This is a genomic window from Mesorhizobium sp. M1182, assembly GCF_040318335.1.
Classification (GTDB): domain Bacteria; phylum Pseudomonadota; class Alphaproteobacteria; order Rhizobiales; family Rhizobiaceae; genus Mesorhizobium.
Genome location: NZ_JAMYMD010000014.1, coordinates 71,851 through 86,024 on the forward strand (window position 1 = coordinate 71,851; position 14,174 = coordinate 86,024).

Annotated in this window: 12 protein-coding genes; 11 read left to right on the forward strand and 1 reads right to left on the reverse strand. The window is 59.6% G+C overall.

The features are described from left to right. The first annotated feature begins 51 nt into the window (after positions 1–51). The 11 genes from NKH33_RS18325 to NKH33_RS18375 are packed head-to-tail and all read left to right on the forward strand — an operon-like array spanning position 52 to position 9,809. On the forward strand, positions 52–465 hold the full coding sequence (locus NKH33_RS18325) for a CopG family transcriptional regulator (protein ID WP_352920892.1): 414 nt from the start codon (positions 52–54) through the stop codon (positions 463–465). Beyond that, entirely contained in the window at positions 462–1,430 is a 969-nt protein-coding gene (gene trbB, locus NKH33_RS18330) for a P-type conjugative transfer ATPase TrbB (RefSeq protein WP_352764514.1), read from the forward strand. Before NKH33_RS18325 ends, trbB begins: the two co-directional genes overlap by 4 nt. An 11-nt stretch (positions 1,431–1,441) precedes the next feature. Then, complete coding sequence (locus tag NKH33_RS18335) at positions 1,442–1,750, forward strand: TrbC/VirB2 family type IV secretion system protein (RefSeq protein WP_352509267.1); 309 nt, start codon at positions 1,442–1,444, stop codon at positions 1,748–1,750. Then, on the forward strand, positions 1,750–2,022 hold the full coding sequence (locus tag NKH33_RS18340) for a VirB3 family type IV secretion system protein (protein ID WP_023680309.1): 273 nt from the start codon (positions 1,750–1,752) through the stop codon (positions 2,020–2,022). Before NKH33_RS18335 ends, NKH33_RS18340 begins: the two co-directional genes overlap by 1 nt. Then, on the forward strand, positions 2,016–4,466 hold the full coding sequence (gene trbE / locus NKH33_RS18345; protein ID WP_352920894.1) for a conjugal transfer protein TrbE: 2,451 nt from the start codon (positions 2,016–2,018) through the stop codon (positions 4,464–4,466). Before NKH33_RS18340 ends, trbE begins: the two co-directional genes overlap by 7 nt. Continuing rightward, positions 4,463–5,188: a P-type conjugative transfer protein TrbJ gene (gene trbJ, locus NKH33_RS18350; RefSeq protein ID WP_352920896.1), complete on the forward strand. Its 726-nt coding sequence runs from the start codon at positions 4,463–4,465 to the stop codon at positions 5,186–5,188. Before trbE ends, trbJ begins: the two co-directional genes overlap by 4 nt. A gap of 36 nt (positions 5,189–5,224) precedes the next feature. Next, complete coding sequence (gene trbL / locus NKH33_RS18355; protein ID WP_352920898.1) at positions 5,225–6,547, forward strand: P-type conjugative transfer protein TrbL; 1,323 nt, start codon at positions 5,225–5,227, stop codon at positions 6,545–6,547. Next, a complete protein-coding gene (trbF, locus tag NKH33_RS18360) occupies positions 6,548–7,279 on the forward strand; it encodes a conjugal transfer protein TrbF (protein WP_352517828.1) in 732 nt (243 codons plus the stop codon). After that, positions 7,269–8,297, forward strand: a complete 1,029-nt coding sequence (gene trbG, locus NKH33_RS18365; RefSeq protein WP_352517829.1) for a P-type conjugative transfer protein TrbG — start codon at positions 7,269–7,271, stop codon at positions 8,295–8,297. Before trbF ends, trbG begins: the two co-directional genes overlap by 11 nt. Positions 8,298–8,307: 10 nt before the next feature. Beyond that, on the forward strand, positions 8,308–9,525 hold the full coding sequence (locus NKH33_RS18370; protein WP_352495919.1) for a TraB/TrbI/VirB10 family type IV secretion system protein: 1,218 nt from the start codon (positions 8,308–8,310) through the stop codon (positions 9,523–9,525). Between the two features lie 11 nt (positions 9,526–9,536). After that, positions 9,537–9,809 (forward strand): DUF2274 domain-containing protein, encoded by a 273-nt coding sequence (locus NKH33_RS18375; protein ID WP_352517831.1) that lies wholly within the window; start codon positions 9,537–9,539, stop codon positions 9,807–9,809. A gap of 236 nt (positions 9,810–10,045) precedes the next feature. Here the strand turns inward: NKH33_RS18375 and NKH33_RS18380 are convergent, their stop codons facing one another. Next, positions 10,046–13,651 carry a YobI family P-loop NTPase gene (locus tag NKH33_RS18380; RefSeq protein WP_502906742.1) on the reverse strand — a complete coding sequence of 1,202 codons (3,606 nt, stop codon included), beginning with the start codon at positions 13,649–13,651 and terminating at the stop codon, positions 10,046–10,048. Positions 13,652–14,174: the final 523 nt, after the last annotated feature.

The following is a 14,174-nucleotide window of genomic DNA, read 5'->3' on the forward strand; positions in this document are numbered from 1 at the left end:
TGCTCGTTCCCGTCGCCGGTGCATCAGCGCCGGTCAGAGGGAACGAGCAGCATGAAGTCCCACCGCATTCGTCACCAGTTTTTGCTTGAACCCGAGTTGAGCGAGAAGCTGGAGAACCTCAGCCGCAATCCATCGACCACCAAATCGGCCATTGTGGCGCACGCGGTCGAGACCTTTATCGAGCAGCGTGGGGAGAATGAACTCGACCAGCGCTACGGCAAGAGGCTCGACCGTCTTTCCCGCGAGCTCGGACATGTCAGGCGCGATGTCGAGATGATCCTGGAGAGCCTGGCGCTCTTCATCCGCTTTTCGATCACGCTTCATGCTCACACGCCGGTGCCGGACAGGGCCACGCAAGCGATTGCCCAGGAGCGCTTCGACAAATTCGTTGAACAGGTCGGCCGCCAAATCGCTTCCGGGAAACGGTCACTTGGCACCGACGATCGCAGGGGAGGGGAAGGATGAGTTCTCATCCGGAAGCCGACCATCGCCGCCGCGTCATGCTGCGCACCGCCATGGGTCCGGCGATCACCGAAGCCCTTGCCGATCCGACCGTCATTGAGGTGATGGTCAATCCCGACGGTGCGCTGCGGCTCGACCGGTTGGGTGAAGGCCGGGCCGACACCGGCGTGCACATGCATCCTTCTGAGGCCGAACGCATCATCCGCCTGGTCGCCTCCCACGTGCGCGCCGAGGCGCATGCTGACAATCCGATTGTCAGCGCCGAATTGCCATCGGGCGAGCGCTTCGAGGGTCTGCTGCCGCCTGTCGTGCTGGGGCCATGCTTCGCCATCCGAAAGCCTGCGGCGAAACTCTACACGTTGGCCGACTATGTCGCCGACCGGGTCATGCTGCCGCTGCAGGCCGATGCGCTGAAGAAGGCGGTCCGCGAGCGGCGCAACATCCTGGTCGCCGGCGGCACGTCGTCGGGCAAGACAACACTTGCCAATGCGCTGCTGGCACAAGCCGCCGATTGCGACGAGCGGGTGATCCTGATCGAGGACACGCGCGAACTGCAATGCGCGGCGAAGGATTGCGTTGCCTTGAGGACGAGGCGGGGGTCGGTCACGCTCGCCGATCTCGTGCGCTCGACCCTGCGGCTCAGACCCGACCGCATCATCGTGGGCGAAGTCAGGGGCGCGGAAGCCCTGGACATGCTGAAGGCATGGAACACCGGGCATCCCGGCGGCATCGCGACGGTTCACGCCAATTCGGCGCGCTCCGCTCTCTACCGTATCGAGCAGCTCGCCCAGGAAGCCGTCGTCACCGTTCCCCGCCGCCTCATCGCTGATGCGGTAGATCTGATCGTCTTCATCGCTGGGCGCGGATCCTCGCGCCGCATTGACGCGATCGCTGAGGTCACCGGTCTCGACAGCAGCGGTGATTACGCCGTCACCCCGCTCACGCTTCCGCAACTCCAGCAGTTTTGAAAGGTCACCTCATGCTCAAGAAGCTTCGCTTCCTTTCGTCCACCGGGCTCGCGTTTCTTCTCACCGTCCCGGCCCACGCAGCGGGCTCCGGCATGCCTTGGGAACAGCCGCTGCAGCAGATCCTTGAGTCGGTCCAGGGACCGGTCGCCAAGATCGTCGCGGTGATCATCATCATCACCACCGGCCTGACCCTTGCTTTCGGCGACACGGCAGGCGGTTTTCGCCGGCTGATCCAGATTGTCTTCGGCCTGTCGATCGCCTTCGCGGCATCGAGCTTCTTTCTCTCCTTCTTCTCCTTCGGCGGCGGGGCACTCGTCTGATGGCCACCGGAGAGCAGCATATCGAGGGTTTCGAAGTCCCCGTTCACAGGGCATTGACTGAGCCGATCCTGCTGGGCGGCGCGCCGCGAGCGGTGGCGATCCTCAACGGCACGGTGGCCGCGGCAATAGGCCTTGGCCTGCAGCAGTGGATCGCCGGACTGGCGCTCTGGATCGCCGGCCACACGCTCGCGGTCTTTGCCGCTCGCCGCGATCCGGACTTCGCCAGCGTGCTTGTCCGTCATCTTCGCCTGAAGGGGTGGCTTGCATGCTGAACCTTTCGGAGTATCGCGGCAAAGCCGATCGGCTGGCCGATCATCTGCCCTGGGCCGCTTTGGTCGCGCCCGGCATCGTGCTCAATAAAGACGGTAGCTTCCAGCGAACCTTCCGGTTCCGTGGCCCCGACCTTGAAAGCGCGACCGAAGCCGAATTGGTCGGCATCTGCGCACGAGCCAACAATGCGCTACGAAGGTTGGGCTCCGGATGGGGGTTGTTTTTCGAGGCCGAGCGCGTTGAAGCGCTGGGCTATCCGAGCTCGGCTTTTCCCGATGCTGCCTCATGGCTGGTCGATGAGGAACGGCGCGCGGCCTTCGAGGGCAAGGTCGCGCACTTCGAGAGTCGCTATCATCTGACCTTGGTCTTCATGCCGGCGCCAGATGGCCAGGCGCGGGCGGAAAGCGCACTGGTCGACTCGCATCACTCGGGAGGGGCTAGAGACTGGCGCCAGGAGCTGGCGTGGTTTCGCGACGAGACCGACCGCGTCCTGGATTTGCTGTCCGGCTTCATGCCGGAAGTGCGCGCCCTCGATGATGCCGAGACGCTAACCTATCTGCACGGCACAATCTCGACCTACCAACATCCGGTCGCCATGCCGGAAACGCCAATGTATCTCGACGGTGTTCTGGTTGACGCGCCGCTTACCGGCGGCCTGGAGCCGATGCTGGGTGAGCAGCATCTGTGCACCCTCACCATCCTTGGTTTCCCGAACGTCACCCGGCCAGGGATCCTCGACGCGCTCAACCATCAGGATTTCGCCTACCGCTGGATGACGCGCTTCATCCCGCTCGACAAGACGGAAGCCACAAAGACACTGACCCGGTTGCGCCGTCAGTGGTTTGCCAAGCGCAAATCGGTCGCAGCCATCCTGCGCGAGGTCGTGACCAACGAACCCGTCCCTCTCGTCGATAGTGACGCCGACAACAAGGCGCTCGATGCGGATGCCGCCCTTCAGGCATTGGGCGGCGATCACGTCGGCTTCGGCTATCTCACCACAACGGTGACGGTATGGGACCAGGACCGGCAGGCCGCCGCGGAAAAGCTCCGAGCGGTTGAGCGCATAGTCAATGGGCTCGGCTTCACCACGATCCGTGAAAGCATCAATGCGGTCGAGGCGTGGCTCGGCTCATTGCCCGGCCATGTCTATGCCAACGTTCGCCAGCCGCTCATTCATACATTGAACCTTGCCCATCTCATGCCGCTATCGTCGGTTTGGGCCGGTCCGGCGACAAACGAGCATCTCGCGAAAGTCACCCGGATCGAAGCACCGTCGCTTCTTGTTGCCGAGACCAGCGGGTCCACCCCGTTTCGGCTTTCCACCCATGTCGACGATGTCGGTCACATGCTGATCGTTGGTCCGACCGGTGCCGGCAAGTCGGTTCTGCTCGCGCTAGTCGCTCTGCAGTTTCGACGCTATGCCGGGGCGCAGGTCTATGTCTTCGACAAGGGCAATTCGGCTCGTGCGGCAACACTGGCCATGGGCGGAGAACACCACGCGCTGGGCGCGGATGGTGCGCTTGCCTTCCAGCCACTGAGCAATATCGGCGACCAGACTACTCGCAGCTGGGCGGCGGAATGGATAGCCGGCCTCGTTGCCTATGAGAATGTCAGCGTTACGCCGGAGGTAAAGGAGGCGATCTGGTCGGCACTCATCAGCCTTGCGACTGCGCCGGTGCAGGAACGCACGCTGACGGGCCTGTCGGTTCTGCTTCAGTCCAATGGGCTCAAGGCCGCGTTGATGCCCTACACGCTCGACGGTCCCTTCGGCCGGCTGCTCGATGCCGATGAAGATCGGCTGGCTTTGTCGGATGTGCAGTGTTTCGAGACCGAAGAGCTGATGCACAGCCAAGGCGCTGTGCTCCCGGTGCTCACCTATCTGTTCCATCGTCTCGAGGAGCGGTTCGACGGACGGCCGACGCTGCTGATGCTCGACGAGGCGTGGGTCTATCTCGACAACCCTCTCTTTGCCGCCCGCATCCGCGAATGGCTGAAGGTGCTGCGAAAGAAGAACGTCTCCGTGATTTTCGCCACGCAGTCACTTGCAGACATCGCTGCCTCGTCGATCGCGCCGGCAATCATCGAGAGCTGCCCACAGCGCATTTTTCTTCCCAATGACCGTGCCGTGGAACCGCAGGTGCGGGCAGCCTATGAGTGCTTCGGCCTGAACGAGCGGCAAATCGAATTGGTCGCCCGTGCCACACCGAAGCGCCAGTATTATCTGCAGTCACGCCGCGGCAACCGCCTCTTCGAGCTCGGGCTCGGCCCGATCGCTCTTGCGCTCTGCGGCGCCTCTGATCCGGCCACGCAAGCTTTGATCGACAGCGTCCTGTCAGAGCACGGGCAGGACAGCTTTGCCTCCCGGTTCCTGAGTGCGCGCGGCCTCGATTGGGCTGCCGAGCTTCTCCAGCAATTCCCTCAACCAGACAAGGAGCAATCGTCATGATGCGGCGCCGCCTTCTCACCAGCCTGATCATCGTTTCCCTGATCGCAAAACCAATGGCCGACTACGTTCAGCCGGCCCACGCCCTGATCGTGTTCGATCCGTCGAATTATGCGCAGAACGTGCTGACAGCGGCACGTTCCCTGGAGCAGATAAACAACCAGATCCAGTCGCTTCAGAACCAGGCGACGATGCTGCAGAACATGGCGCGGCACCTTCAGCGCCTGGATTTTTCTTCCGTGGGCCAGCTCACAGGTTCGCTCCAACGGATCGACGGCCTGATGACCCAGGCCAGCGGCCTGAGCTTCGATCTCGACAAGCTTCAGAACCAGTGGCGTGTGCAATATCCGGAAAGCTACGACGCCACAATCGAGGTCAACGATGTGGCGAGCGCCGCGCGCGAGCGCTGGCAAAACGCCATGCAGGCGTTCCGCCAAACCATGAGCGCGCAGTCGCAGATCGTGGAGAACGTGCGGGCCGACGGCGACCTGCTTACCGATCTCGTCAACCGCAGTCAGGGCGCGGCAGGTGCCCTTGAGGCAAGCCAGGCCACCAATCAGCTGATCGCGCTTTCGACCAAGCAGCAGATGCAGATCCAGACGCTGCTCGCGACCCAGTTCCGGGCTGAAGCCGAAGATGCTGCCCGCAAGGCGCAGTCTGAGGAAGCCGCCCGCGAGACGACGAAGCGTTTCCTGGGCACCGGTACGGCCTATCCCGGCAACTGATCAGCAGTTCTTCAAGACAACGAGGAAGGCGGCGACATGAATGACCTCGGCGTCATTGATCGCTTCATGGAGACTTTTACCCGCTATATTGATAGCGGGTTCGGTCTGCTTTCGGGCGACGTCGCCTTTCTCACCACCATCCTGATCGGCATTGACATCACGCTGGCGGGCCTGGTCTGGGCGTTCGGCGGCGAACCCAATATTCTCGGTCGGCTCGTCCGAAAGGTGCTCTATGTCGGCGCCTTCGCGTTCATCCTGAACAATTTCAGAAGCCTTGCCGACATTATCTACCGCTCCTTTGCCGGGCTCGGCATCAACGCTTCGTCCGGCAATTTGTCCGCCGACAGTCTCCTGCGGCCAGGCCGCATTGCCGCGGCCGGCTTCGAGGGCGCCTGGCCGCTGCTCAATCAAGCGAGCCAGCTAGTCGGCTTTCCCGAGATTTTTGGCAACGCGCTGACCATCTTCGTGCTGCTTCTCGCCTGGTTCCTGGTCCTCATCGCCTTCTTCATCCTTTCCATCCAGCTTTTCATCACCATCCTGGAGTTCAAACTCACCACATTGGCCGGCTTTGTTCTGGTGCCCTTCGCGCTCTGGAACCGCTCGGCGTTTCTGGCCGAGCGCGTGCTCGGCAATGTGATCTCGTCGGGCATTAAGGTGATGGTGCTTGCCGTCATCGTCGGCATCGGCTCCACGCTCTTCGGCGAGTTCGCTTCCGCCCTGCAAGGCAAGGAGCCGGACTTGGCCGCGGCCATGTCACAGGTGCTGGGCGCGTTGGCGCTGCTTGGGCTCGGCATTTTCGGGCCGGGAATTGCCTCGGGTCTTGTCTCGGGCGCGCCGCAGCTTGGCGCGGGAGCCGCACTCGGAACCACCGCGGCGGCCGCCGGATCAACTCTCGTTGCCGGAGGTGCGGCGCTTGCCGGCGCGCGCATGGCAACCGGCGGCGGTCTCGCCGCCGTTCGAGCCGGCACGGCCATGGGATCGGCTGCTTCCACAGCTTGGCAGATGGGGCGTGCAACATCGCCCGAGTCCGGCCTCTCCGGCGTAGCGGCTGGACTGCAGGGCGTTGCCGGCGCAGCTGGCGGCGCCGCGATGCGGGGAATGCGATCTGCAACAGAACCATTCCGGCGCAGCGCCGATGCCGGCCGCGATGCCGCCTGGACCGCGACGGGCGGCACGCCGACCGCATCAATGACCGGAAACCCTGCCGCGTCAGGTGCCAATACCGCGCCGGCGTGGGCGAGGCGCTTGCGTTCCGAACAGACCGCGCGCGCCCATCGCCACGCCGCCACGCAGGCCGTCCGCGATGGCGATCGGGGTGGAAGCGGCGCCAACCCCTCTCTCAACGATAAGGAAGACTAGATGCTCTTCAAGCGACCAGTTCAACGTTACGGGAAGACGCCCCACCCCGTCACACCATACCAGAAGGCCGCCCAACTTTGGGACGAGCGCATCGGCACTGCGCGCGTGCAGGCAAGGAACTGGCGCCTGATGGCCTTTGGCTGCCTCGCTCTGACCACCGGGCTCTCTGGTGGACTCTTGTGGCAGTCGATGCAGGGCCGCGTCGTGCCCTATGTCGTCGAGGTTGATCGTTTCGGCGAGGCGCGCGCCGTCGCTCCAGCAATCCGGGACTACGAGCCCACCGATGCCCAGATCGCCTGGCATCTCGGCCGCTTCATCCAGAATGTCCGCTCTGTTTCCACCGATGCGGTGCTGGTGCGGCAGAATTGGCTCTCGGCCTACGACTTTGCCACCGACCGCGGAGCCCTCTTTCTCAACGAGTACGCTAAGGCCAACGACCCGTTCGGCAAGATCGGGACGCGCAGCGTCTCGGTGCAGGTGACGAGCGTGGTTCGAGCGTCCGACAGCTCCTATCAAGTCAAATGGACCGAGCAGGTCTTTGAGCGCGGCAGCCTCGCCAGCACAACGCGTTGGACCGGGATCCTCACCATTGTGATCCGGCCGCCGAACAATACCGATCAGCTGCGCAAAAACCCGCTCGGCGTCTTCATCAATGCCATCGACTGGTCGCGCGAGCTCGACAGTGCCGCGCAGACTTCCGTTCCCCCAAAGGAGCCCGCCAATGATAAATAGACTCTCGTCGCTCCGCACTGCGCTGGTCCTGTCGACGTCGGCTGCGGTCATCTCCGCCTGTGCCTCGAAGCCGGTGCCGCCACCTCAGATTTCCTATGATGCTGCCAAGTTCCAACCGGCGGCAATCGAGAAGGCGCCGGAGAAGCCCGTCAAAGTCGTGGAAGTGCCGAAACCGCTACCGCTGCCCGGCCAGTTGCAGCCCGAGCCGGGCAAGGCTGCTGAAGACAGGCGCTCGCCTGAAGAACGTGTCGCCGATGCCAACAAGGCGGCGACGCAGCAACCCACCAAATATGGCTATGTGAATGCGGTGCAGGTTTACCCCTTTGCCGAAGGCGCGCTCTACCAGCTCTATGCCGCACCGGAGCGCGTCAGCGATATCGCTCTGCAGTCAGGCGAGAAACTCCAATCCGTGTCGGCCGGCGATACAGTGCGCTGGGTAATTGGCGATACCGTCAGTGGCTCCGGCGATGACCAGCGCACCCATGTGCTGGTGAAGCCCTTCGCGCCAGGACTTGCCACCAATCTGGTGATCACCACGGACCGGCGAAGCTATCACTTGCAGCTTCAAAGCACGGATAAGACCGCCATGGCGGCAATCTCCTGGACCTACAGCGAGGACCAGATTATCGCGCTACGCCGGCGCGATGCGCAGGCCGAGGCTGCTATGCCAGTGGCGTCGAATGTGGCTCTCGAAAATATTCGCTTCCGCTATTCGATTACCGGCGACATGCCGCCCTGGAGGCCGACGCGCGCGTTCGATGATGGCAGCAAGGTCTACATCGAGTTTCCGCGCCGCATCGATCAGGGCGAGGCCCCGCCGCTCTTCATCGTCGGTGCTGACGGGGACAACCAGCTCGTCAACTACCGCATACGCGGCAACTATTACATTGTCGATCGCCTCTTCGCCGCGGCCGAACTGCGCCTCGGCGCCAAGCAGCAGCAGGTGGTGCGCATCACGAGGACCGACGGCAGGCAAGCGCCGTGGCGGAAATTGCTCTTTTCGCGTTCCAGCAGGTGAGGGACGGCCCATGACGGATACTTCCCGCTCCGATGCTTCACCGAAACTCGATCCAGAACAGCTGCAGCTGCGGGCCTCGCCTCGCCGCGCTGTGCGCTTCAAGCGCGGCATTATTGTCGCCATTGCTGCTGTTGGTTCCGGGACCGTTCTAGGCGTCACCATGATGGCGCTGCAGGGACCGGCGCTGCGCATCAAAGAGCAGGCTGAAGAGCTTTACAACACTGAGCGGAAGCCAACCGCGGAGGCAATTGAAAGGCTGCCTAAGGACTATTCCGGGATCAAGCCCAAGCCTCCGGTGCTTGGACCACCGCTGCCCGGCGACCTCGGCCGCCCCATCCTTGAGCACCAACGCCAGCTGGGCATCGCGCCGGGCCAGGAGGTTTCGGCGGAGGAGCAGCGCCTTGCACAGCAGGCGATCGAGGCGCGCGAATCGCAAGTCTTCTTCCGGATCGAAAATCGACCCCGGCAAGCGGATGCCGCCGGCAACGGGCAGGGCGGGCGTCCACCCTTTGATGGAACGGCTCCACAATCCGATGCCGCACGCGATTCAGCTTCCGTTGCACCGGCCGAGGGCGACCAAAACAATCAACAGCGCAAGCTCGATTTTGTCAGCCAGCGGAACACAAGTGGAATCTACAATCTGCATGCACTGCAGACGCCGGCTTCGCCGTATCAGCTGATGGCCGGCAGCGTCATCGCAGCGAGCCTGATCACTGGCATCAATTCCGACTTGCCCGGCCTCGTCGTCGCACAGGTCACCGAGAATGTGCACGACACAGTCACCGGCAGCACCTTGCTCATTCCGCAAGGCTCTCGCCTGATTGGCACCTATGACAGCGTTGTTGCCTTTGGACAAAGGCGCGCGCTGCTGGTCTGGCAACGGATACTGCTGCCCGACGGCTCTTCGATCGAAATCGACAATCTGCCGGCGACGGACACCGCCGGCTATGCCGGGCTTGAGGACAAGGTGGATTTCCACACCTGGCAGCTGATGAAAGGCGTTGCGCTGGCCACGTTGCTGGGGGTCGGCACGGAGCTGAGCCTCGGGCAAGACGAAAGCGACCTGGTCAAAGCAATCCGCGAATCCGCTCAGCAGAACGTTAGTCAAGCTGGCCAGCGCATCACCGAGAAGAACCTCAATATTCAGCCCACGATCACCGTCCGCCCTGGTTGGCCACTGCGCGTCATCGTGCACAAGGATCTTGTGCTACGGCCGTACCCGAATTGACTGGAGTCATCATGACCAATCTGAAACTCGGCAAACTTCCGGATCGGACACCTTCGAAGATCACCATAAGCGTAAGTGCAGACCTGAACCAAGCACTGAAGGACTATGCGGCGCTTTATCGTCAGACCTATGGCGAGTCCGAATCGGTAGCGGAACTGATCCCGTTCATGCTGGCGGAGTTCCTGGAAAGCGATCGAGCGTTTGCCAAGGCCAGAAAGGAAGGGCTCCCTGTCGTCGACATGTCAGAGAAATCGCGGCGGCAGGCAATTTCAGGGTCCGAATAAGTGACAGCGACCAGTGAATCCGAGGGGGCACCTTTCTAGGCGGGCAAATGCATTGAAGCAATTTGCCGGCGGCAAGCCGAAACATAGGGCACAATAGACGAGCTGATCTGCCCCGAACCAATGCCGGCTCTGCGCCTCATTTCTGCCGTTCGCTGCACTCCTACTTTATCCTAAGAGTTGCCATTCGTTCGCGGGCTGCGTTGGACTTGCAATTCGTTGATCTTTGTCGCCGAAACTCACGAACTGGCTCCACGGCGATAGAGGTTGATACGGATCGCATCGCCGAAGAGCGTATCGCCCCACGACGAAATGATGTTGCGCTCATCGAGCCACTTTACGAGTTCGATGTTGACGTCCGTCTTATCGATCCTCGGGGTTTGATATCCGGTCTTGATCTCGGAGAACGGTTCCGGGAGGGCAGCGAGAATCTCGCGCACGTCACCGTCGCCCAAGATTTTCTGGCACTTATTGAATAGTGATATCTGGACCCGGATCGGTGCCGAGTTCAGGATTACCGCGCGCGCGGCTTCGGTATCCAGAGTGCTCATGTCCGCCCCGGTTCTTTCCAAGATCGCGCCCACTTTACCCGCCCGGGATGGCAGGCCACCGAGCAAGGTGAGATCCATTGACCGGATGATCGCCAGTTTACGGGTGTCACCGATATCCTCGCCTAGGAGCAGCTCACGGAAATCGTCTTCGAGCGCGAACGTCGCCTCGTCTTTCAAATAGGCCTCAATGTTTCCGGCCACGAACAGGACTTGGAGGTCAATTTGCCCTTGAAGCGCGTCCAAATTTTCTTTCGTAAAATTGACCCTCGCTTCCTCGATCAATACCCGCAATTTACCAGGGCCAAGATTACTCGGAAATTTAATGAAGGTCCTCGGTAGCTTTTGGACATAGATTCGATACGTCGCGTCTTGCAAGGCGTCGTCGTTGATCAAGAATTGGCGCAGGACGGCTGCCTTATCGTCGTGGGGAATGGCCTGCTGTGGAAGTGCCGCCAGCGCTGCCTTCGTCTCCAGAAAGCCGGTGAAAATTGCCGCATCGAAGGCCTCGCTGCCCATGAAGGCAAGGCAATTCTTCCACGAAGGCTCAATCCTGCTCAGCTGGAACACGAGGGAGTGAAAACGGACTGGCACATCGTCGAGGGAAGGGATGGTCGCCGACTGCCTTTCGAAGAACGCACTCAGATCGCCAAAATCGGCATCCTCTCGACCGACAATGGACAGAATGGTGGCCACGCTCTCGCGCGAATTGTCCTCAAGCCGCAGGAGCACGTTCTTGAGATAGTCAACGAAGCCGCGCTCGATCCTTGAACTCAGGACCGCATTACCGATTCCCGTGACCGTCGTGTAATTCCGGGTGCGTAAGGGCTCGAGATCGCCAATTCCTAGAACCGTTTGGAAGATGAACTCTAGATTCTCAACCGAGAGCGTGTAGAATCCTTCTTCGAAGAGGAAGCGAGCAATTCCAGGAAAGTCTTCTATACTTCTGAGGTCTTTCAGCTCGATCCCAAGGGTTTTTAGACGAGACGGATCGATGTTGATCCCGAGCGCGAGAATCTGAGCCAGCTTTTCGGAGACAAAAGGCGAAGTCTCGGGATATGCGGCCGGCAGCGCTTTGAGGGCCGGCTCAGGCAAATGCTCGATGATCTGACCGACATGGGGGAGATGCCTGGGATTGGCAAGAATGGCCGGAATGAAGCCTGGCCACGCCGCTCGCAACCCTGCGACCAACTTGGGAACCTCTTTTCCCGTGGCGTAGTAACTAGTGAAGAAGGCGTCGCAATTCTCGAAATCAGAAGCCAAATACTCAAACATCTTGGCTCCTTGATCCGCATAAGCGGCCTCGTCACCCAGCAGGCAATCGACGATCTTGACGTTAAGGACGTAGTGCTGACGGAAATCCTCGCCGCGCATCGCCGCCACGACTTCCTTCGCATTGTCGATCAGGAAGTCGGGGTCCGGGTTTATGAAGCCGCGTATCTGGATGAGAAATTTGTTGTCGTTGGGCGACAGTCGACCCGCATGGAACAGCGACGTATACTGGTAATAGGTGTCGTCGATATAGCCTTCCATTATTAGAAACCGAGCTAGCTCGCCATTTTCGCCAAACGAGCCAAAGAGATCGCTCTGTTCTTTTGCGTTCAGTCGAATAACCTCATTGAATTTAGCGGAGCGGAGAGCGGCGATCTTCTCCCGCAACGCTCGCAGCCTTCTAGAGGCAGAGCTCCTAGAATCAGTGGTCCGCTGTTCAACCTCTTCCTTGCGCTGCGCAAACGTCCTCAGACTATCGACCTCGGACTGAAAGCTCGAGATGTTGAGGTTCTGGTGATATCCGTTGATATTCCGATAGGTAATCGTCTGGCTACTGATGATCTGGTCGAAATTTTCACTTCTCGCGAGTTTGTTAAATTCGATCAGGCTCTGCCCATTCTGAACGACGTGAGACGCTTGAGCAGGTAGTTTCTCAAACAACGCCATCGCATAAATTCGACGTAGATCGAGCAGATCGGCCGGAACTTGCCGGTCGGCCACATCGATCTCATGCTCCATGCGCTCAATAGCGGCCCTATATTCTGCTTCTCCGCGAGCAATAAACTCATCATGCTTGCCAAGTAGCTGTGCGAGATTGCCTTTTCCACGATGAAGGTTCTCAAAGTCACTTGGGAATACATTCTTATATATTAGAACCGATAGGAGCTTGTTTGCGTCCAGCACATTGTCGCCATCAGTCTCCAGATTAGCGACATAGATAGCATACTCATTGAAGATGTTTTGTATGAGCCTCAGGTCGTTCAAATATCGCGAAACTTCACGCAGAAACTGGCGATCAAGTCGACTGTCCAGTGAAAGCCGTTTTCCCTGCTCCAGTACTTTATCGATCGAGTTCGAGCTGTTGATGACTGGTATGACGGGGATAATGAACTCAAAGAACTTCGTTCTGTCCGTGTTCACGAACATATCATCACGCAATGCGTAAAGGAAGCGTATTGTCCGCTTCACGCCTGCATTAGCATTTACAAGGCTATTTATTTCACGAAGAGTAACGAATATCTCGGAATTGTTGAACCTGTCGAGATCTTCGATAATGACGAGGTCATACTTCGTTGACTGAAAGAAGTATATAATTTCGTCCAGATGCCGATTAAGAATCGATTCTTGGCTGGCCGCCACAGGTGTGATCTCAATATCTCTAAGAGAAATACTCTTCAGAGACAGGCCGAAGCTCACCTTGTAGAAGTGGTAGACCGTCAGCCAGAGGAACGACGCTCCCACGGCAAACCACAAGAAATTGGGCCAGTTACTTATTGAAAGAGGCAGGAAAAAGCTGCCACTGATGACGCCATCGCTTTTTTGGAAAAGATGCCAACAGGCCACGACGCCAAGGATCACGTACAGAGAAATGACGATCGACCATCTACTGGGCGACTTAATTCGCTTAAACCGCGAGAGCGGCAGCTGGTTCGCGTCCGCGCCATAGAGCATCTGTTGAAGGATGCTTCTCTCGATCTCCTGTTTGCTCACGGCGCCACCGCTGGCGGTTGCCTCAGGAAGGAACGCGGCGAGCGATATCTGCAGAATTGGATGCCGGTATTTTTTTAGGAAGGCCCTAATGATGCTGCTTTTTCCCGAGCCGTAAGGCCCGGTCAACGCGATGTTCGAAACTCTGGGATTGCTCGTCGCGTATAGGAGCGCATCGGAATATACTCCTGCCTCGTCTGCCTTCTCGGTTGGGGCAAGATCGATAAACTTTGATTGTAAGTCGACCGCGTCGTTTGAGCGGCAAAGCAAGTTCAAGATTCTAACGATGATTTGCCGCAAGCTATTTCGAAGTCCCATAAACAGAGGCGTTAGCGCTTCAACGCTTAGCATGCGCGCAAGTATGGCCAAAGCCGATTTAGAACGTAGGTGGGGACGTGCGATGAGCGATGTCGGCGGTTCCTTCGTAAGCTGAAAAGGCGACGGCGCTGGTCGTCCAGGTGCACTCTCAACCTCGTGGCCAAATCAGGCTCAGTTGCCGCCGCCCAACTGATAGATAGATGGTCACGAAACCTGGGTCTATACGCGGGGCCGGCTAAGGTGCGAACTGCATACCGACACCAGGCGTGCCGGGATGGCCGAATGACCGTTTATCGCGAAGTCTTACCAAGACCTGACAGTCTGCCTCCGGCCCCATTTTTGACATTAAGTCAGACGGTCCCGCAATGCGCCGACGACAATTCTTTCTCTGAGATGCCTCAGTTGGCTCCACTTTGCATTCTGCTGGAGCTTCGTCGAAGAACATTCCTGCCGCTAACCCAAAGGTTATCGTGGAATTTTGCTAGCCACTCTCTTTGACAAGCAGCTTGGTTTCAATCGCTCC

Bases quoted from the DNA above. Each gene is read 5' to 3' on its own strand.
- NKH33_RS18325 (WP_352920892.1), top strand. From the start codon at position 52: ATGAAGTCCCACCGCATTCGTCACCAGTTTTTGCTTGAACCCGAGTTG.
- trbB (WP_352764514.1), top strand. From the start codon at position 462: ATGAGTTCTCATCCGGAAGCCGACCATCGCCGCCGCGTCATGCTGCGC.
- NKH33_RS18335 (WP_352509267.1), top strand. From the start codon at position 1,442: ATGCTCAAGAAGCTTCGCTTCCTTTCGTCCACCGGGCTCGCGTTTCTT.
- NKH33_RS18340 (WP_023680309.1), top strand. From the start codon at position 1,750: ATGGCCACCGGAGAGCAGCATATCGAGGGTTTCGAAGTCCCCGTTCAC.
- trbE (WP_352920894.1), top strand. From the start codon at position 2,016: ATGCTGAACCTTTCGGAGTATCGCGGCAAAGCCGATCGGCTGGCCGAT.
- trbJ (WP_352920896.1), top strand. From the start codon at position 4,463: ATGATGCGGCGCCGCCTTCTCACCAGCCTGATCATCGTTTCCCTGATC.
- trbL (WP_352920898.1), top strand. From the start codon at position 5,225: ATGAATGACCTCGGCGTCATTGATCGCTTCATGGAGACTTTTACCCGC.
- trbF (WP_352517828.1), top strand. From the start codon at position 6,548: ATGCTCTTCAAGCGACCAGTTCAACGTTACGGGAAGACGCCCCACCCC.
- trbG (WP_352517829.1), top strand. From the start codon at position 7,269: ATGATAAATAGACTCTCGTCGCTCCGCACTGCGCTGGTCCTGTCGACG.
- NKH33_RS18370 (WP_352495919.1), top strand. From the start codon at position 8,308: ATGACGGATACTTCCCGCTCCGATGCTTCACCGAAACTCGATCCAGAA.
- NKH33_RS18375 (WP_352517831.1), top strand. From the start codon at position 9,537: ATGACCAATCTGAAACTCGGCAAACTTCCGGATCGGACACCTTCGAAG.
- NKH33_RS18380 (WP_502906742.1), bottom strand. From the start codon at position 13,651: ATGGGACTTCGAAATAGCTTGCGGCAAATCATCGTTAGAATCTTGAAC.